Annotated in this window: 14 protein-coding genes; 11 read left to right on the top strand and 3 right to left on the bottom strand. The window is 70.3% G+C overall.

Translation table 11 applies throughout. The features are described from left to right. Nucleotides 1-976 precede the first annotated feature (976 nt). The 5 genes from U9J66_RS12105 to U9J66_RS12125 all read left to right on the top strand — a co-directional run bounded on the left by U9J66_RS12105 (nt 977) and on the right by U9J66_RS12125 (nt 5,439). Complete coding sequence (locus U9J66_RS12105; RefSeq protein WP_014909571.1) at nt 977-1,636, top strand: DUF6230 family protein; 660 nt, start codon at nt 977-979, stop codon at nt 1,634-1,636. After that, entirely contained in the window at nt 1,627-2,088 is a 462-nt protein-coding gene (locus U9J66_RS12110) for a DUF6114 domain-containing protein (RefSeq protein ID WP_014908274.1), read from the top strand. Before U9J66_RS12105 ends, U9J66_RS12110 begins: the two co-directional genes overlap by 10 nt. Before the next feature lie 168 nt (nt 2,089-2,256). Then, nucleotides 2,257-2,928 carry a hypothetical protein gene (locus U9J66_RS12115; protein ID WP_014909430.1) on the top strand — a complete coding sequence of 224 codons (672 nt, stop codon included), beginning with the start codon at nt 2,257-2,259 and terminating at the stop codon, nt 2,926-2,928. Between the two features lie 234 nt (nt 2,929-3,162). Further along, nucleotides 3,163-4,812, top strand: coding sequence for an AMP-binding protein (locus U9J66_RS12120; RefSeq protein ID WP_326337711.1), 1,650 nt, complete (start codon nt 3,163-3,165; stop codon nt 4,810-4,812). Nucleotides 4,813-4,953: 141 nt separating this feature from the next. Continuing rightward, nucleotides 4,954-5,439, top strand: coding sequence for a MarR family winged helix-turn-helix transcriptional regulator (locus U9J66_RS12125; RefSeq protein ID WP_014913523.1), 486 nt, complete (start codon nt 4,954-4,956; stop codon nt 5,437-5,439). 187 nt (nt 5,440-5,626) lie between these two features. Here the strand turns inward: U9J66_RS12125 and U9J66_RS12130 are convergent, their stop codons facing one another. Then, a complete protein-coding gene (locus tag U9J66_RS12130) occupies nt 5,627-6,874 on the bottom strand; it encodes an extracellular catalytic domain type 1 short-chain-length polyhydroxyalkanoate depolymerase (RefSeq protein ID WP_326337712.1) in 1,248 nt (415 codons plus the stop codon). 233 nt (nt 6,875-7,107) lie between these two features. Between U9J66_RS12130 and U9J66_RS12135 the strand changes: the two genes are divergently transcribed. From U9J66_RS12135 to U9J66_RS12145, 3 genes are all read left to right on the top strand, one after another. Next, nucleotides 7,108-7,977 (top strand): 3-hydroxybutyrate dehydrogenase, encoded by an 870-nt coding sequence (locus U9J66_RS12135; protein ID WP_187294546.1) that lies wholly within the window; start codon nt 7,108-7,110, stop codon nt 7,975-7,977. Beyond that, a complete protein-coding gene (locus U9J66_RS12140; protein WP_442789855.1) occupies nt 7,962-9,962 on the top strand; it encodes a helix-turn-helix domain-containing protein in 2,001 nt (666 codons plus the stop codon). The genes U9J66_RS12135 and U9J66_RS12140 overlap by 16 nt, the downstream gene beginning before the upstream one ends. 131 nt (nt 9,963-10,093) lie before the next feature. Continuing rightward, nucleotides 10,094-10,930 (top strand): SDR family oxidoreductase, encoded by an 837-nt coding sequence (locus tag U9J66_RS12145; RefSeq protein WP_326337713.1) that lies wholly within the window; start codon nt 10,094-10,096, stop codon nt 10,928-10,930. A gap of 25 nt (nt 10,931-10,955) precedes the next feature. Here U9J66_RS12145 and U9J66_RS12150 read toward each other — a convergent pair whose 3' ends face one another. Together U9J66_RS12150 and U9J66_RS12155 are read right to left on the bottom strand one after the other, a co-directional pair. After that, complete coding sequence (locus U9J66_RS12150) at nt 10,956-12,725, bottom strand: PASTA domain-containing protein (protein ID WP_326337714.1); 1,770 nt, start codon at nt 12,723-12,725, stop codon at nt 10,956-10,958. Between the two features lie 96 nt (nt 12,726-12,821). Next, nucleotides 12,822-14,546, bottom strand: coding sequence for a DUF2207 domain-containing protein (locus U9J66_RS12155; protein WP_326337716.1), 1,725 nt, complete (start codon nt 14,544-14,546; stop codon nt 12,822-12,824). Nucleotides 14,547-14,695: 149 nt separating this feature from the next. On the opposite strand from U9J66_RS12155, the gene U9J66_RS12160 reads away from it, so the two are divergent. From U9J66_RS12160 to U9J66_RS12170, 3 genes are all read left to right on the top strand, one after another. After that, nucleotides 14,696-15,217: a YbaK/EbsC family protein gene (locus U9J66_RS12160; RefSeq protein ID WP_014910690.1), complete on the top strand. Its 522-nt coding sequence runs from the start codon at nt 14,696-14,698 to the stop codon at nt 15,215-15,217. 287 nt (nt 15,218-15,504) lie between these two features. Beyond that, nucleotides 15,505-17,538, top strand: coding sequence for a phenylacetic acid degradation bifunctional protein PaaZ (gene paaZ, locus U9J66_RS12165; protein WP_326337717.1), 2,034 nt, complete (start codon nt 15,505-15,507; stop codon nt 17,536-17,538). A gap of 108 nt (nt 17,539-17,646) precedes the next feature. Then, nucleotides 17,647-18,123 carry an SRPBCC family protein gene (locus tag U9J66_RS12170; RefSeq protein WP_014908164.1) on the top strand — a complete coding sequence of 159 codons (477 nt, stop codon included), beginning with the start codon at nt 17,647-17,649 and terminating at the stop codon, nt 18,121-18,123. Nucleotides 18,124-18,140 lie beyond the last annotated feature (17 nt).

Genomic DNA, 18,140 nt, shown 5'->3' on the forward strand with positions numbered 1-18,140 from the left:
GAAACAATCACGCTTCCCGTACAAGCTCCGGAACCAGTGTCCCGTTCTGCTCTTCCGTGGAAGGCTTTGTTCGCGTTCGCACCGTTTCCGGTGTTTCCCGCTGTGTTGTGTCTTTACTTTATCAGGTCTTCCGTGTCCCGCAACTCGGCGGTTTTCGGTGTTCCCGATCGGGGTAAAGCCCGTTTGCTTCCTTTGTTCTCCGCCTTTGTGGTGGAGGCTTCCGGGAAGCGACTCTTTCATCCTACATGCCCCGGGCAGTGCCCGAACCGTTTCGGCTGAGAAAGAGAAGTGTCAAGAGTTCGCGGCCCGGTTCCGAACGGTGAACCCGAGGTTCCCGCTCGCCGTCCCGCGGCGACTCGGAGAACACTACCCCCACTCCGGGACCCGAGCAAACCGAGTCGCCTGTGTCGGCGGTCACCGGAGAACCGTCGCCGCCCCGTCTCCCACCGGGGCTCCCCCACCCCCGTTCCCGCCCTCCCCGACCTTCTCCACACTCTGCCTCTCGCGCGCCCGCGCCCTCGCGCGCGAGGCGAGACGGGTCACCCTCCCTTCCTCCCCTCCCTCCCCATCGCTCTCCCCTCCACCTCAGCCACTCACCGAACTGATGAAACGGGTACCCGACAACGCTCATGTCCCTGACAACGGAAAAGCACCCCACCGTTCCGATCGGAACGACACCCGTGGAACGGAGGGGGCTTCGATCAGGGGCGAGTTCCCCCTTTTCACCCACGTCGAAGCAGGCCAGGGCCCCACAGGCGAAGGGACGAAGATCATTTCCTCGCGGAATCCGAAAAGGCAGAGAAAGTTGTCGAAAGGCCCTTGAAATCCCCCGAAGGCCGATACATGATGTCGGCTTATCGGAACAGTTTCCGCTTCGGTCCCTCGCTCCGGCGCGAGTGACCGGAACAGGCCGCGTGTCGGGTGTTCGGGGGGACGACAGGCGCAGCGCGGCCATGCACCCTGTGGAAGGACACGCATGGACACCACATCCCCCGACAAGGCGCCCCCGACCGACACGGACCGGGCACCCGAGAGTCACATCAGCTGGAAGAGGTTCGCCCTCTTCTCGGTTCCCGCCGGAGCCGCGATCGGCGGAATCCTGGTGGCGATGGCCAGTGGGGCTCTCGCGGCCACCTTCAGCATCTCCAGCCAGCAGTTCAAGATCTCGGCCGACGAGATGACCGGCCAGGGGTTCGCCCAGTTCGGCTGGATCGACGCCACCGTCCGCGACGAGGCGGTACCCGTGGCGGTCGCCGGTATCCGCGAGGCCGAGATCGTCGGCCTCTGCCAATCGGTGCTGACCACCGAGTTCCCCATGGTCGGACCCATCTCCCTGATGCTGACGGCAGGCGACGCGGGCACCCCGGTGCGCGCCTCCGACCTGGTCATCGACATGGAACAGATGGACGGCGACGCCGAGTTCGACAACATCGAGATCGGCAGGGACGCCTCCACCCTGGACAAGGGGCCCCAAGGTCTCGGACGCGGGCAGGGGCACACCGACCTGTTCGGCATGCAGTCGGACGTGATCCGGGTCGAGAACCTGGAACAGACCGCGTGGGCCGCCTCCGCGGGCACCTTCCGACTGCACAACCTGAGCCTCGGCGTCTCCCTGGGGGATGACGAGTGCTTCTGAGTCCGCTTCGAAGGTCGTGGGAGGCCTGGTCCCGCTGGCGTCGGCGTCGCCCCTTCTCCGGGGGGCTGTTGATGATCCTCGCCGGGATCGAGATGGTGCTGATCGCCGGTCTGCCGGTGGAGCTCATGGTCTACCTTGGCGTCGGTTCCGTCTCCACCCTGCTCTTCGCCGGCATGTTGGTCGTCCTCGGACTGATCACCTGGTGCACCCCGAACCAGCACGTGATCACCGGCAGTCTCGCCGGGTTCGTGGCGTTGGGCGCGCTCGTCCTGTCCAACCTCGGCGGTCTCGTGATCGGGACCCTTCTGGCCCTGGCGGGCGGGGGTCTGGCCTTCGCCTGGCGCCCGGTCGCACGCCCGCCTCGACGGAAGCGGGGGCGGCGCGGGAAGGGCGAGGCCTCGAGGACCCGGCGGGCGCGAGAGACCGTCCCGCTCCCTCCGTTCGAACCCTGATCGGCCCCTCCCCCGGCATCTCAGTGTCCGGGGCACGTGGTCCGGCCGTCCGGTCCGCCACGTGTCCCGGTGGTCCACCGGCAAGTTCCGTCCACCTACGTCGGCGCGTACAGCACCCCAGTCGCGCCGGGCGTCCACGACGCCCGGCAGTCATCACAAGGAGTAACCATGTCGGTTCCGCGACCGAGATCCCGCAACTCCTCCGTCCTGGCCGTCTGCGCCGCCGGGGCCCTGGCCCTGGCCTGGGGCGGTTCCGCCCTGGCGGCGCAACAGGGCCCGACCACCGTCGAACCCGCCGGTGCCTCCTTCGAGGCCGCTCTGACCGGCACGGCGACCTTCGACGCGGGCGGAACGCTCGTCACCTGTGGTGTCTCCGTCTCCGCTCCGGGGGACGGTAACAACCTCGTTCCCGAGGCGCCGGACAACCACAACCCGGACGGGGCCGTCTCCGGGGCGATCAACGCGCCGACCTTCGAGGACTGCGATACGAACATGCCCTTGGTGAACGCCACCGTCACCGTGAACGACCCGGTGTGGGAGATGTCGATGCTCGCGGGAGAGCCCTCGACCGGTTCCATGACGGTTCCGGCCGGCGGCATCGTGGTGACCACGAGCGGTCTGGCCTCGTGCACCGCGACAGTGAGTCCGGACGCCGACGTCGCCATCGCCGGCACGTGGACCAACGGCGACCCCGCCTCGACCCTGGCCTTCGACACCACGGCCCCCGTGGTGGTGGAGGGCGGCCTGGGCTGTCCCGACACCGACGAGGCCGGGTTCACCGCCACCTATGAGGTGACCAACGCCGACGATCCCTCCGCGCCGATCACCGTGACCGGCTGATCGTCCTCTCTCCGACCGGGTCGGCGCCGCCGCGCCGGCCCGGTCCCCCATGTCCCGTCACGCCTCGAGCGCTCATACGGGTGACAACGATCCACCGACGCTCGCTCACATGGGGACGAAGACACGGCCCGTTCGTTCACCTACGGTCGCAGTACTCCGTGGAGTCATGAGGCGAAGGCTCCTCGGAGGGCGCGGACCGCTTCGCCCGTCCCCGTACACCCCCTCGGAGACCTCATGGCGTCCCACGTCGGTGTCCCGTCCGCCCGGTCCAGGTTGAGCCACGCTCTGAAGGTGGTGGGCGTGCTCGTCCGGGCCGGTGTCATCTCCCCCGGCCGCCCCGACAGGGTCGTCCGGCAGCTCGGCCGGTTACGCACCTGGGGCGCCACCATCGCGGGCGGCTACGCGGCCGCTGGTGAACGTGATCCGGGTCGGATCGCGGTGATCGATGACGGGGGGAGCGTCACCTTCGGCCGGATGAACCTGTTGGCCCGGCGTTTCGCCCGGGAGCTGTACGACATGGGGGTGCGTCCGGGGGCCCGGGTGGGACTCCTGTGTCGTAATCACTCGGGTCTGGTGCAGGCCACCGTCGCCTGCGGCCGTCTCGGCGCGGACGTGGTCCTGTTGAACACCGGGCTGGCCGCCGGGCCGCTGGCCGAGGTGATCGAGCGGCACGAGGTGTCCCTGCTGGTCGTGGACGAGGAGTTCGAGGGGTTGTGCCGGGGGTTGCCGGAAGGGCTCCCCCGGGTGACGGCGTGGGGGGAGCCGGACGTTCCCGGTCCCCGGGTGCCGACGGAGGCGAGGGAGATCTCGGGGCCCGACCCGGAGCCGCCGGAGCGGCCGGGGCGGTTGATCGTGCTGACGTCCGGGACGACGGGGGCGCCGAAGGGGGCGCGGCGCCCGACCCCGAAGGGCCCCCAGGACGCGGCTTCGGTGTTGTCCCGGATCCCGTTGAACTCCCGTGATCGGATCCTGGTGTCGGCGCCGATCTTCCATACGTGGGGGCTGGCCGGGGTCCAGTTGGGGATGTCGTTGCGGGCCACGTTGGTGACGCGTCGTCTGTTCGAGCCCGAGGACGTGCTGCGCACGATCGAGGAGCGGCGGTGCACGGCCCTGTTCGCGGTACCGGTGATGCTGCGGCGGATCATGGATCTTCCCAGGTCGACGCGGGAGCGGTACGACACCTCCTCACTGAGGATCGTGGCGTGCAGCGGATCGGCGATGGATCCCCGGTTGATCGGCGACTTCATGGACGCGTTCGGGGACGTGGTCTACAACCTGTACGGGTCGACCGAGGTGTCGTGGGCGACGATCGCCACGCCCGAAGAGCTGCGTTCCGCCCCCACCACGGCGGGAAGGGCTCCTCTCGGTACGCGGCTGGCGGTGTTGGACGAACAGGGCCGGGAGGTCCCTCCCGGGGTCGAGGGCGCCATCCACGTCGGGAACGAGATGCTCTTCGACGGCTACACGAACGGTGGCCACAAGCGGATGTCCGGGGATCTGATGGAGACCGGCGACCGGGGGTACGTGGACGGGAACGGTCTATTGCACGTGGCCGGTCGGGACGACGACATGATCGTCTCGGGCGGGGAGAACGTGTTCCCCCGGCCGGTGGAGGAGGCGATCGTGGCCCTGCCCGAGGTGCGCGAGGTGGCGGTCGCGGGGGTGCCCGACGAGGAGTTCGGGCAGCGGTTCGCCGCGTACGTCGTTCCCTATGAGGGGCGTTTCGTCGACCCGAACCGGCTGAGGTTGCACGTGCGCGAGGTCTTGGGGCGTTTCTCGGTGCCACGGGACGTGGTGGTGCTGGAGGAGTTGCCGCGCAACGCCACCGGGAAGGTGGTCAAGCGCAGGCTCCCCGACGGCGCGCGCGGAGCCGAGGAGGGCTAGGTCGTTCGGTGTCGGTGCGGGAACGCACCGGCACCGTTGTGCCCACTTGTGCGGCGACTCGTCACGAACGCCCCATATTCCTTGCGCACGATTAAATCGTGGGCTTTGACATCGGGTGCGGGGTTACTACGATGTGACGTGATGCCGGACCGAGATCCCGCCCAGGAGGGCGACTTCGAACTCCCGCGAGTCGACGAGCAGATGTGCTTCGCACTGTACGCGGCGTCCCGGGCTGTCACGAACCTCTATCGACCGTTGCTGGACCCGCTCGGTCTGACCTACCCGCAGTACCTCGTGATGATGCTCCTGTGGGAACGAGGGGAGTGTTCGGTCAAGGAGATCGGGGCCGTACTCCAACTCGACTACGGGACGCTCACCCCCCTGCTCAAGCGCCTGGAGACCAATGGTCTGCTCAGGCGGGAGCGGGACCCCGAGGACGAGCGCTCGGTACGGGTCACCCTCACCGAGGAGGGGGCCGCTCTGCGCGAACGGGCCCGAGGCGTCCCGGAGGCCATCGGACGGGTGATCGACCTGCCCGAAGAGGAATTCGAGGCGACCAGACTCGCGCTGCGCCGACTGACCACCAACGTGCTCGCGGGCGAGGCCCGCGTCACCGAGGGACCCTGAGGTCGGAGCGCGCCCTCTTCGGCCTCGCCCCCGCGGCGAGGCCGAAGAGGCGGCGGGCGGGCACCACGGGGGTCGTGCCCGTCACCGAGAGAAGAAGGGCGTCCCGTGCGGATGGGCCTGCCTGTCCACCCGCACGGGTCGCCCCGGATCGGGATCGCGCGGCCCCGATCACTCGCGGGTCCGCGTCTCAGCAGCCGCCCGGAGTGAGTTCCCAGTGGCCTGCGGCGGTCTCGGTCAGCGAGGTCCGCACGGCCGTGTTCCACAGCCCGAGCGGGTCACCGGACCCGAGCGCGTAGGCGTATCCCAGACGGTGTTCGGCCCGCCCTTGTGCGACGTGGGTGTGGTTGCTCGCCGTCACGCACTCCCCCGCGGGCCCCTCGGTCGGTTCACCGGTCGGCGGATCCGTGGGTCCCCCGTCGCTCCCCCCGATGCCCCAGAACAGCGCGGTGTACCCGGCGGAACAGACCGTGTCGAGGAAGTGGGCGCCGGCGGCACCGCATCCGGCGGACGGGTCGACCGGGGTCCCGTGCCCCATCCCCGCGACGGAGAAATAGGCGACCGCGGCGTCCTCCGCTCCTCCGCCGTAGTACTCGACGGTGGTGGGCCCCGGCAGGCTCTCCGTGCCGTCGGGTTCGGAGGGAAGTCCCAGGACGTTCACCCACTGGGCGACACTCGACCGTCCGTTGGCCGGGGAGACGGTGGTGTCGGCGGTTCCATGCCAGATCGCCACGCGGGGCGGCTCGGCGCCGTCGGGGAGTTTGGCCCGGACCCGGTCGCCCCACTGCTGCGGGGTCAGGCTCTTCCCTGGGTTCATGCAGGTGAACGCGTCGATCATGCCGGACGCGCATCCCACCGGCACACCCGCGACGATGCCGCCGCCGGCGAAGAGGTCGGGGTAGGCGGCCAGGAGTTCGGCGGTCATCGCGCCGCCGGCGGACAGCCCCGAGACGAAGACGCGGTCGGTGTCCAGGCCGTGACGGGAGACGGCGGACTCCACCATCGAGGCGATCGATCGGGCCTCTCCGGAGCCTCGGGCCACGTCGCCGGGCTCGAACCAGTTGAAGCACCGGTTCGCGTTGTTGGCCGTCCTCTGCTCGGCGTAGACGAGGGCCAGGCCGGAGCTCTCGGCCTGCTCGACCCATCCGGAGGAGCGGTGGTAGTCGGCTGCGCTCTGCGTGCAACCGTGCAGGAGGACGACCAGGGGCGCCCCGTCCGAGAGGCCGTCGGGAACGTACTCGTGCATGGCGAGGTTCCCGGGGTCGGCCCCGAAGGAGGGCACCGGGGTGAGTTCGGCGGCCGAGGCGCGCGGTGCCGTGACGACCAGGACGGCCAGGGCCAGGAGGAGGACGGCGGCCACGGAGAGGACGGGGGCGCCGAGGCGGGCCGGGATCGGTGGTCCGGTGTCGGGGAGGATCCGGTGGGCGTGGGGGTGCATGGTGCGGCTCCGGAAGTGGGTCGACGAGCGGGAGGTTCGGCCGAACCGGTGCGTCGAAGCCTAGACTTCAAGTGATCCGCGCGACATGTACGCGAGACTCCGATCACAGTGGATCGACGGGTGGGAAGTCCACAGGAGCCCGGTCGGGCATGGGCACGATCCACATGAGAAGACCCGGGGGTGTGTGTTCCGGGTCTATCCCCCGTGACGCGGACCGCGCCTAGTTTTCTGGCATGACGACGCACGAGCCCCCGCGGGACGACGCGCGACCGGCCACCGGGCCCGGCGCCCCCGGCACCACTCCGGACATCTCCGGCCCGTCGACCCCCCAGGTCTCATCGACCTCTCACACCACACGAGTCGACCTGACCGGAAGGACCGCTCTGGTGACCGGCGCCGCCGGCGGTATCGGGCGGGCGTGCGCGACGCGTCTGGCCGACGCCGGAGCCACCGTCCGTCTGGTCGATATCGATGGCGCCGCCCTCGCCGAACTCGCCGAACTGGGCGTGGGCGAACCGGTGGAACTGGACCTGACCGACCTGGACGCCGCCGAGGAGGCGGCGCGGGGGTCCGACATCGTGGTGAACAACGCCGGGGTGCAGACGGTCGCCGCCGTACAGGACTTCCCTCCGGAGCGTTTCTCCCTCATCCTTCGACTCATGGTCGAGTCACCGTTCCGCGTGGTGCGCGGGGCCCTGCCGCACATGTACGAGCGCGGCTGGGGCCGGATCGTCAACATCTCGTCCGTGCACGGCCTCCGCGCCTCCGCCTACAAGTCGGCGTACGTGGCCGGCAAACACGGGCTGGAGGGGTTCTCCAAGGTGGTCGCGCTCGAAGGCGCCCCACACGGGGTGACCTCCAACTGTGTGAACCCCGGATACGTGCGGACCGCCCTGGTGGAGCGGCAGATCGCGGAGCAGGCCGAGGCGCACGGCCTCCCCGAGGACCGTGTGGTCTCGGAGGTGCTTCTGGCCCGCACCCCCGTGAAACGGCTGATCGAACCGTCCGAAGTGGCCGAGATGGTCGCCTATCTGTGCTCCGACGACGCCTCGTTCGTCAACGGGGCGTCCCTGCCCATCGACGGAGCCTGGAGTTCGAGCTGAGCACCTCCCCCGGATCCCATGACACCTCCCCGGAGCGATCGGAGGCCGAACGGCAGGCCCTCTACCTCGGGCTCCTGCTGCGTGACGCGCCGGCCGTGGAGTACGAACGGCCGGTGCTGCGCGCGCGCTCGGACGGGGCGGACGCGGAGACGATCGCCGCGTTGGAGAACGCGAAGATGGCGGCGTTGCGGGTCCGGTCGGTGCTGCGCGATCGGCAACGGCGGGAGTCGGAGTTGAGCGCGCTCTTCGAGACCGCCAACGATCTGGCCGGGATGAGCAGTCTCGACCAGGTGCTGCGGGCGATCGTGGAGCGGGCCCGGCATCTGCTCGGGACGGACGTGGCGTACCTGACCCTGAGCGATCCGGAGGCCGGCGACACCTACATGCGGGTGACGTCGGGGTCGGTCTCGGCCACCTTCCAGCAGCTCCGTCTGGCCCCGGGCAAGGGCCTGGGCGGTCTGGTGGCCAGCACGTCGCTGCCTTACGTGACCGCCAACTACTTCGCGGACCCCCGTTTCGAGCACGCTCAGAACATCGACGACGGGGTACGCGAGGAGGGGCTGGTGGCGATCCTCGGCGTGCCGTTGCGGATGAACGGGCGCCGAGTAGGGGTGCTGTTCGCGGCCAACCGACGAGAGCGGCCGTTCGAGCACTCGGAGGTGGCCCTGCTGTCGTCCCTGGCCACCCACGCGGCGATCGCGATCGACAACGCCAACCTCATCGACGACACCCGCCGGGCCCTGGACGAACTGCACGTCGTGAACGAACGTCTGCAACGGCACACGGCGTCGGTGGAGAGGTCGGCGAACGCGCACGACCGGTTCACCGACCTCGTGTTGAGCGGTGGCGGTGTGCGGGAGGTCGCGGCCGCGGTCGCCGAGGTGCTGGGGGGAACGGTGCGTGTCCACGACCGGGTCTCCGACACCTCGGTGACCGCCTCTCCCGAGGGGACGGCCGGCGGTTTCTCCCCCGGAGGGGACCCCTTGGCGGAGGGGGACGAGGCGCTCTCCGAGGCGGCCCGCGCCTCGTTGGCCGGTGGCCGTGCCGTATCCGTGGGGGAGGCGTGGGTGGCCACGGCGGCGGCGGGAACCGAGCCGCTGGGGACGCTCGTGCTCCACGGGGTGGAACTGGACGGCACCGATCAGCGCGTGCTGGAGCGGGCCGCGATGGTGACCGCTCTCCTGCTGCTCATCCGCCGCTCGGTGAGCGAGACCGAGCACCGGGTCCGAGGCGACCTGCTGAACGAACTCCTGGAGATGCCCGCCCGCGATCCGGAGTCCCTGCGTCAACGGGCCGCGCTGCTCCACACGGACCTGGACGCCCCGCACGTCCTGGTGGTGGCCGAGGCACCGGGAGGCGACCCGCAACGACTGCGTTCGGCCGCGGCCTTCGCCGCCGAGACGACCGGGGGCCTGGCCGCGGTCAGGGGAGGCCGACTGGTGCTGGCCCTGCCCGGCACGGACCCCTCGGACACGGGCCGCAGGGTGACGACCGAGCTGACCACCGCCGTCAACGGTCCGGTGACGGCCGGGCTGGCCGGCCCCACCCGAGGCCCGGAATCCTTCCGGAGCGCGTTCACCGAGGCGGTCCGATGTCTACAGACCCTGAGGGCGCTGGGGCGCACGGGGGACACCGCCACCACCGAAGACCTCGGCTTCTCCGGGCTGCTGCTGAGCCGGGACCGCGACGTGCCCGGATTCGTGGCGACCGCCCTGGGGCCGCTTCTGGAGTACGACGCCGAACGAGGAACCCTGCTGGTGAGGACACTGCGCGCCTACTTCGCGGCCGGGGGCAACCTCTCTCGCGCCAAGGACGACCTGCACGTCCACGTGAACACGGTGGCTCAGCGTCTGGAGCGGATCGGTCGGCTCATCGGGGAGGACTGGCAGCGTCCCGACCGCGCGCTCGAACTACAGCTCGCCCTCCATCTGCACGGTCTACTCGACAAGGGTGTGGATCTGCTCGGCGAGCAGGACGGCGGTTGACGAGAACACGGACAGAGGACGTTCCCCGAAGGGCTTGACCTCTACCTTTGTTGAGGTCGTTGAGTGGTTCCTGAGCACCGAAAGGCGCCCGGCCGGGATCGCACCCGGTCTCCACCGACGGAGGAGAGACGATGACCGCACCCGTTCTGGTCACAGGAGCCACAGGGAACACGGGGCGCCACGTGGTGGCGGGCCTGCTCGCGGAGGGGATCCCCGTCCGTGCCATGACCCGGGACCCGGAGCGCGCCGCCCTGCCCGCCGGCGCGGAGATCGTGCGAGGACGGACCACCGATCCCGAGGACGTGGCCGCCGCGGCCGAGGGGGCCTCCGCCGTCTACCTGGTGTGGCCCGGCACGGACGACGAGGCGGAGGGGGCGGCCGAGGTCGTCGAGGCGCTGGGAGGACGCGTCCCCCGAGTGGTGTACCTGTCCGCGCAGGGAGCCGAGGAGGGCGGGGTCTGGGGCGCCGTCGAGACCCTGGTCCGACGGAACGTGCCCGAATGGACCTTCCTCCGGGTGAGCGGGCTGGCCACCAACACCCTGCTCTGGGTGGAGGGGGTCCGGCGCGGCGTGGTCGAGGAGCCGTTCGGCCGGGCCCGGCGCTCCCTGGTCCACGAGAAGGACGTCGCGGCGATGGCGGTCCGGGCCCTGGTCGATCCGGACCACGTGGGCCGTGCCTACACGGTGACCGGCCCCGAATCGATCGGCCAGGCGGAGCAGGTGCGCGTGATCGGCGAGGTCATCGGTCGCGAGACACGGTGGGTGGAGCAGTCACCGGAGGAGGCCCGGGACGGGCTCGTCGAGCGGGTGGGGGAGGAGTTCGCCGACCAGCTCCTCTCCCACTGGTCAGCCAACGTCGATGTGGTCGAACCCGTCTCCCAGGACGTCCCCCGCGTGTTGGGACGCCCCGCCCTGACCTACCGGGAGTGGGTCGGGGACCATCGGGCCGACTTCGCCCCCGAGGGGTGACCTCCGCCGGGGGCGAGGTCTCCGCTCAGCACGGCCCCTGGTCGGCCCAGGGCCCCCATTCACCGGAGGCGCTCGGCGGGTCTCCCCTGACCCACCAGCGCGCCTCGTAGAAGCGCCCCTCGTAATGGACGACGTCACCGTCGTCGTAGACCTTGTGCTCCTTCCAGGGCTGACCGGAGCACACGGCGTTCGGACCCCCGCCTCCCGACCCCGGTTCGGATCCGGCGTCGCCGGCCTCCTCCTCGACCTCGGTCTCCTCCTGTCCGGCCCCCTCGTCCGGGCCGGAGGAGACGGTCAGGACGACCTCCTGGTCCTCGGCCGCGATCGTGCCGGGTTCGGGGTCCTGCCCGATGACCTCGCCCTCCGGCGCGGTGTCGTCGGGCGTCTCCACCACACCGGCCCGCAGCCTCAGCCCTTCGAGGGCGAAGACGGCATCGGCGCGCGCCATCCCGACGAGAGAGGGGACGATGGTGCCCTCGCTGACGTTGAGGGTGATCTCACCCTCCCGGTCCCCCTCCTCCCCCACTTCGGGGGTGGAGGACAGGACGGTGCCGGGGTCGTGTTCGGAGGAGTGCTCCTGGACGATCACCACGGAGGTGAACCCGGCCGCGCGCAGAAGGTCACGGGCCTCCGTCTCGCTCTCGCCCACCACGTCGGGGACCTCGACGTACCGGGGGCCGACGGAGATCGACAGCAGGATCCGGCTCCCCTGTTCCACCACCACGCCGGCGGCCGGATCGGTCACGGCGACCGCGCCCGGTTCGACGTCGTCGCTGTAGTCCTCCTCGTAGGAGGGACGCAGTCCGTACTCCAGGGACTCCAGTTCGTCCTCGGCGCTCTCCACCGAGAGACCGACGAGGTCGGGCAGTACGAGCTCGTCGTCGGATCCGAGGAACAGGAACCCCGTGAACAGACCGAGGACCAGAACGCCGGCGCCCACCAGGACGGGGATCCGACGCCAGGGGGGCGGAGGCCGCCTCCGATCCGCGGGGCCCGCCTCCGCGCCTTCGATCACGGGGATCGGGCGGGTGCTCACGTTCTCCTCCGGCCCCTCCCCCGGTTCGGGGAGGGATCGGAGGACCTGTTCGACCAGGGTGAGGTAGCGGCCCGCGTCGCGCGGCCGGTAACGCGGGTTGGGATCGGTGGCGTTGGCGACGAGCATGTCCAGGTCGGGGTGGAGCCCGGGCACCACCGCCGAGGGGCGCGGAGCCTCGCCCTCTCCGCCCCGGAACTCCCCCGTCAGGAGCGTGTACAGCAGCAGCCCGACGGCGTGGACGTCGGTGCGCGGGTCCGCCTCCTCCGCACCGACCATGCGGACCCCGGTGACGAGTACCCGGTCGTCCTCGTCCAAGAGGACGTCCTCCGGTCCCGGACCACCGTGGACGAACCCCTGGTCGTGGGCCTCCGCGAGGACGGCGAGCACATCGGCCACGATCGACAGGGCCGTACGCGGCCCGTAGCGATCGTTCCCATCCTCGGCGGTGAGCAGGGCCTTCAGGCTCTCGCCCCGGGCCGCCCCGGTGACCATGTACACGTGGTCGCCGTCGCGCCCGTCTCCCAGGGCCCGGACCAGCCCGGGCGCGTCGGTTCCGGCGAGGCTCTGCGCCCGTCCGAGGAAGGCGTGCGCGATCGCGGGATCGGCGCCCGCCGCGGGCTCGAGGAGGGTCACGGTCACGGGGAGTCCGGAGGTCGTGTCCTTGCCGGAGTACACGGCCACCGTGTCGTCACCGTGGATCCGGTCTTCGAGGAGCACTCGACCGTGCAGAACGAGACCGGTGAGGGGATCGGGGGTCATGTTCCGGATTCTATGGTGCCGAAACCACACATCACCGCCCCCATCAGGCCGAATGTGGACAGTGACCCTCCGTGTCGCCCGCTCGTCCGCTCTCGATCAGCGGCGGCCTCCGCCCCCGCCTCCTCCACCGCCCCCGCCGAAGCCGCCCGAGCCGCCGGAGGAGTGGAAGGAGGAGGGGTGATGGGAGGAGAACACCCACCCCCGTCTCGGCCCGGAGGGCGCTTCGGACCCCATGGAGGAGAGGAGCCGGGCGTCCCACCAGGCCACGGAGGAAGGGTCGCGGTAGTGGAAGGGAGAGACCAGGGTTCTCCGCCGTTCTCTCGGCACCTCCCGTGTGTCGACCCCGCCCAGAGCGAGCTCGAACGAGGGCGCGACGGCCGTGGAAGCCGGCCCCCGATCCAGAACGTCCTTCCGGGCCTGGTCCAAGAGGTCCCTCAGGTGCCGACCGGCGGCGGTGAGACGGGAGAACGCCTTGCCGCGCCAGAGGCCGATCATCATGAACGGGGTCGCCAGGAGGATCGGGCCGAGACCGGCCATGGCCTCGCCGGATATCGACAACTCGACCAGTTCACCGACCAGTAAGCACACGAAGACCCCCGCGAGGACGATCACGGTGACGATGAACGTCGTCCAGCGCTCGGGGTCGGTGAGCTTCATGAACCACCGCCGTTCGGCGAGCGTGGCCTTGAACAACTCTCTCCCCGCGCTCCGGTCGAGCGAGGAGACGAGTGTGTCCAGGTCGACGGTGCGCCTGTCCTCGAAGACCTTGAGGAGCAACCGCTCCTCCGCTCGGCCCCGGGCGGGCTTCGGCTCGTCGCTGCTCAGGTGGAAGAGGCGGCCGCCCGGCGCTTCGGGTGCGGGCTCGGAGACCATCCGCCCCTTCTCCTCCGAGAGGGCGAGGAGGATCAGGGCGGCCCTCGAGACCCGCACCCGATCGTGGAGCATCGAGTACGCGGTCAACGGGTGCAGATCCCGGGGAAGATCGGGCATCCTCCGGCGGGCTCGCGTCTCCGCCAGGGCCCGGTACATCGGGCAGGCGATCGCCAGGACGAGCATGAGCAGGGCCAGGGAACCCGACCAGAGGGTGGGGCGCCAGAAGTCGTTGAGCTCGGTCAGGACGGCCGAGGTGTCCACGGCCCCCGACGGTAGGGACACGGTGACGGCCATCCCCTCGTCCTCGGTCAGGGAGGACGGGGATACGACGGCGGTCGTCCCGTCATGCTCGAACCCGTGGCAGCCACGGTCCTCTCCTTCCACCTTTCGATGGCAGGAGAGATCGCTGATCTCGGGGGCGGTGATCTCGACCGAGACGTCGTCCTTGGGGACGTCCCACTCGCTCCCGACGAAGTTCCAGTGAAACTCGTCGTGTCCTCTCCGCTCGACGATCGCGCCGACCAGGGTGTAGGAGATCTCGTAGGTCTGTTCCTTGGTGACATGGGTCTCGGGGGAGTCCTCCAGACCGATGAGCACGAGGTGTTCCCCCTCCTCCACCCCTTCGAAATCGAGGGCGGTCTCGGCCCCGGTGGGGCTCCGCACCTCCAGGTCGCGCACCTCGACGTGCCTGGAGAGCAGGGGGCCGCTTCCCAGGTCGACGGGGATGTGGCGGGAGATCCCCGCGCTCGGTCGGTATCCGAAGTCGTAGGTGATGGACTCGGTGACCTCGACCGTGCCGTCCTCACGGATCTCCGCCTCGGTGTGGTAGCGGGTGATGCCGTCCCCCATCAGGGAGTTCGCGGAGGCGGGGGCCGAAGAGGCGAACGATGCGACCGTGAACAGGAGCGCCGTCAGCACGGAACAGCGTCTTCGGAGGGTTTTCGGCATGGATCGACCATAGGGGGACGTTCCTCGTTTCGGGGTACGCCGGCCGACCGTGGCCGGCGTACCCGCGAACGGTCGGGTGCGACCCGTACAGTCGGTGGCCGTGCGGCATCATGGTCCCGCACGGTGCGGAACGCGAGTGGGGAGCGGTCATGACGGAGCGGATCGAGTGGAAACCCGCGCTGGATCACCCTGAGTTGATGGCCGAGGCGGTGCGCGCCGCTATGACCAGGTTCGACGGTTCCGCGCGGATCGCGCGGATCGACCCCGAGTCGGCGGACACGGCGGCGTTCTGCGAACGCTACGGGTTGTCCCTGGACACGAGCGCCAACTGCGTGGTGCTGTCGGCCAAGCGCGGCGGAGAGGTCTCCTACGCGGCGTGCGTGGTGCCGGCCACGCGACGCGCGGACGTCAACGGGGTGCTGCGCCGTCACCTGGGCGCGCGCAAGGTGTCCTTCGCCCCGATGGAGGAGGCGACCGGGGAGACCGGGATGGAGTACGGCGGCATCACCCCGTTCGGTCTGCCGAAGGAGTGGCCGCTCCTGGTGGACAAGGAGGTCCACGACACCCCGTGGGTGGTGGTGGGCAGCGGCCTGCGCCGTTCCAAGCTGCGGGTCCCGGGCCCGCTGTTGGCCGAACTGCCCGGCGCCGAGGTCCTCTCCCTGACGAAGTAGGGGGTCTCCTGGGGATCTTCCCGGGGAGCCTTGTGGAAGTCGATTTGTCGACAAAACGACCTATGGTTTGGGCGGATTTCCTGGGGTTTTCGGGCCGACCGTACCTCGAAGTGCCCGAGTGAGCGGTTCTCGAGCGCACCCGTGAGGCCGATCGACGGGCCCTGTACGCCACCCGAGCGGCGACGACACCCACCGGAAAGGGTCTCCGCCGAACCGGTCCTATTTACTGACCGATCGGTCTGTAATACTGTTCCACCAGACCCGCCAGCCGAGGAGAGGACCGCCAGGTGTCCGGAGTACTGGAGAGTTACGCCCGAGGGTCGTGGTTCACCCCCTCGGACGAGGGCACGCCCCTGGCCGACGCGAACACCGGGGAGACCGTCGCCCGGATCTCGAAGAACGCCCCCGACATCGCCGGGATGATCGACTACGCGCGCTCCGTGGGCGGCCCCGCCGTGCGCGCGCTCACCTTCCACGAGCGGGCGGTCCTCCTCAAGGAGGTCGCCAAACACCTGATGGGGTACAAGGACGAGTTCTACGCCCTCTCCCACCGGACCGGCGCCACCTCTCGCGACACGATGGTCGACGTCGACGGCGGCTTCGGCACCCTCTTCGGCTTCTCCGGCAAGGGACGCCGCGAACTGCCCAACTCCACCGTCATCCTCGACGGACCCCCCGAACCCTTGAGCAAGGGCGGCACGTTCGTCGGACAGCACGTCTACACCTCCCGCCCCGGGGTGGCCCTCCAGATCAACGCCTTCAACTTCCCCGTCTGGGGCATGCTGGAGAAACTCGCCCCGGCCTTCCTCGCGGGACTGCCCAGCATCGTCAAGCCCGCCGACCAGACCGCCTACCTCACGGTCGCCGTGGTCCGACGGATCATCGAGTCCGGGCTGCTGCCCGAGGGATCCCTCCAGGTCCTCGTCGGCACCCACGAGGGGCTGCTCGACCACCTCGGACCCCAGGACATCGTCGGCTTCACCGGCTCGGCCGCCACCGGCGCGCTCCTGCGCGAACACCCGAACGTGGTCCGCGGCGGCGTTCAGCTCAACGTGGAGGCCGACTCCCTCAACTTCTCGATGCTCGGGCCGGACGTGCGGGTCGAGGACCCCGAGTTCGACCTGTACGTGAAGCAGGTCGTCGCGGAGATGACCGTCAAGGCGGGCCAGAAGTGCACCGCCATCCGCCGCGTGCTCGTGCCCTCCGGCATGGCCGACGCCGTCATCGAAGCCCTCACCGACCGCCTGTCCAAGGTCCGTGTCGGGGCGGCCGACCATCCCGACAGCCGGATGGGCGCGCTGGTCTCCCTCGAACAGCGCGAGGCGGTACGCGAGGCGATCGGGGCTCTGGGACGCTCCGCCGAGATCGTGTTCGGAGACCCCGACCGGGTCGAGGTCATCGGGGCCGACGACGGGTCGGGCGCGTTCATGTCACCGGTCCTGCTGCGCGCCGAGCCGGGCGCGCGTGAGCCGCACGAGATCGAGGCCTTCGGCCCGGTGTCCACCGTCATCACCTACGACACGGTGGCCGAGGCCGTCGAGCTGGCCGCGCTGGGCCGGGGCGGCCTGGTCGGTTCCCTGGTCACCCACGACGAGGACGTGGCCCGCGAGGTCGTCCTGGGCACCGCCCCCTGGCACGGGCGTGTCCTGGTGCTCGACCGGGACGACGCCAAGGAGTCGACAGGCCACGGGTCCCCGCTCCCCGCCCTGGTGCACGGCGGCCCCGGGCGCGCCGGCGGTGGCGAGGAGCTGGGCGGCGTGCGCGGCGTCAAGCACCACATGCAGCGCACCGCCCTCCAGGGCTCCCCGGACATGATCACCGCGATCACCGGTCAGTGGACCCCGGGCTCGCGCCGCCTGGCCGACGACGTCCACCCGTTCCGCAAGGACCTGTCCCGTCTGCGGATCGGCGACACCATCGAGTCGGCCGAACGCGCCGTGACCCGCGCCGACATCGACCACTTCGCGGAGTTCACCGGGGACACCTTCTACGCGCACACCGACGAGGAGGCCGCGGCCGCCAACCCGCTGTTCGGCGGGATCGTGGCCCACGGCTACCTGGTCGTGTCGTTGGCCGCCGGGCTGTTCGTCGACCCCGCTCCGGGCCCGGTGCTCGCCAACTTCGGCGTCGACCACCTGCGCTTCCTCACCCCGGTGAAGGAGGACGCGGTCATCAAGGTGACCCTGACCGCCAAGCAGATCACGCCGCGCACCAACGCCGACTACGGCGAGGTGCGCTGGGACGCGGTCGTCACCGATCAGAGCGGAGAGGTCGTCGCCACCTACGACGTCCTCACCCTGGTCGCCAAGGGCGAGGAGTAGTCGCCCCGCCGCGCCGGTGACCCTCCGGCCCGTCTCCCGCCGCCCCCGACCGGATCGTGGTATCCGTCGGGGGCGGCGGCGCGCCGGGAGCACGACGGAGGAGGGTACGTGTCGAGAAGAGGACACGACAGAAGGGTCCGTCCGCGGCGGACCACCGTCCTGAGGGTGACCGAGGACTTCGACGCCCCGGTGGATCGGGTGTTCGCCCTGATCGTCGACCGGTCGGCCTTCCTGGACGCGATGCCGCCGGGGGTGGGGGTCCGGGACTGGCCCGAACCCTTCGGCAGGGGCGGGATCCTCGACCTGCGCTGGGGCGCGGCCGGTCTCGCACCCGTACGGTGGACCGCCGTCATCGACGCCTACGAGGAGGGACGCACGTTCAGCGACCTCCAGGTGAGCGGCCCCTTCCGCTATTGGCGGCACACGCACACGGTCGAGCCGTTCGCGGAGGGCACCCGGCACACCGACGTCGTGGAGTTCTCCACCGGGCTCGGGCCGGTCGGCGACCTCGCGGTCGCGATCGCGATCCGCGGCGCGTTCGGCCCCCGCCTGCGTCGGATGCGCGCCGCGCTCGGGAGTGGATGAGAAAGGGCGCTCCGGCG

The sequence above is a fragment of the Nocardiopsis sp. LDBS1602 genome (assembly GCF_035818715.1).
GTDB lineage: Bacteria > Actinomycetota > Actinomycetes > Streptosporangiales > Streptosporangiaceae > Nocardiopsis > Nocardiopsis alba.

What these genes read in the sequence shown, in the direction of transcription:
- U9J66_RS12145 (WP_326337713.1), top strand. Translation starts at nt 10,094, where the DNA reads ATGACCGCACCCGTTCTGGTCACAGGAGCCACAGGGAACACGGGGCGC.
- U9J66_RS12155 (WP_326337716.1), bottom strand. Translation starts at nt 14,546, where the DNA reads ATGCCGAAAACCCTCCGAAGACGCTGTTCCGTGCTGACGGCGCTCCTG.
- U9J66_RS12130 (WP_326337712.1), bottom strand. Translation starts at nt 6,874, where the DNA reads ATGCACCCCCACGCCCACCGGATCCTCCCCGACACCGGACCACCGATC.
- U9J66_RS12150 (WP_326337714.1), bottom strand. Translation starts at nt 12,725, where the DNA reads ATGACCCCCGATCCCCTCACCGGTCTCGTTCTGCACGGTCGAGTGCTC.
- U9J66_RS12115 (WP_014909430.1), top strand. Translation starts at nt 2,257, where the DNA reads ATGTCGGTTCCGCGACCGAGATCCCGCAACTCCTCCGTCCTGGCCGTC.
- U9J66_RS12160 (WP_014910690.1), top strand. Translation starts at nt 14,696, where the DNA reads ATGACGGAGCGGATCGAGTGGAAACCCGCGCTGGATCACCCTGAGTTG.
- U9J66_RS12125 (WP_014913523.1), top strand. Translation starts at nt 4,954, where the DNA reads ATGCCGGACCGAGATCCCGCCCAGGAGGGCGACTTCGAACTCCCGCGA.
- U9J66_RS12120 (WP_326337711.1), top strand. Translation starts at nt 3,163, where the DNA reads ATGGCGTCCCACGTCGGTGTCCCGTCCGCCCGGTCCAGGTTGAGCCAC.
- U9J66_RS12135 (WP_187294546.1), top strand. Translation starts at nt 7,108, where the DNA reads ATGACGACGCACGAGCCCCCGCGGGACGACGCGCGACCGGCCACCGGG.
- U9J66_RS12105 (WP_014909571.1), top strand. Translation starts at nt 977, where the DNA reads ATGGACACCACATCCCCCGACAAGGCGCCCCCGACCGACACGGACCGG.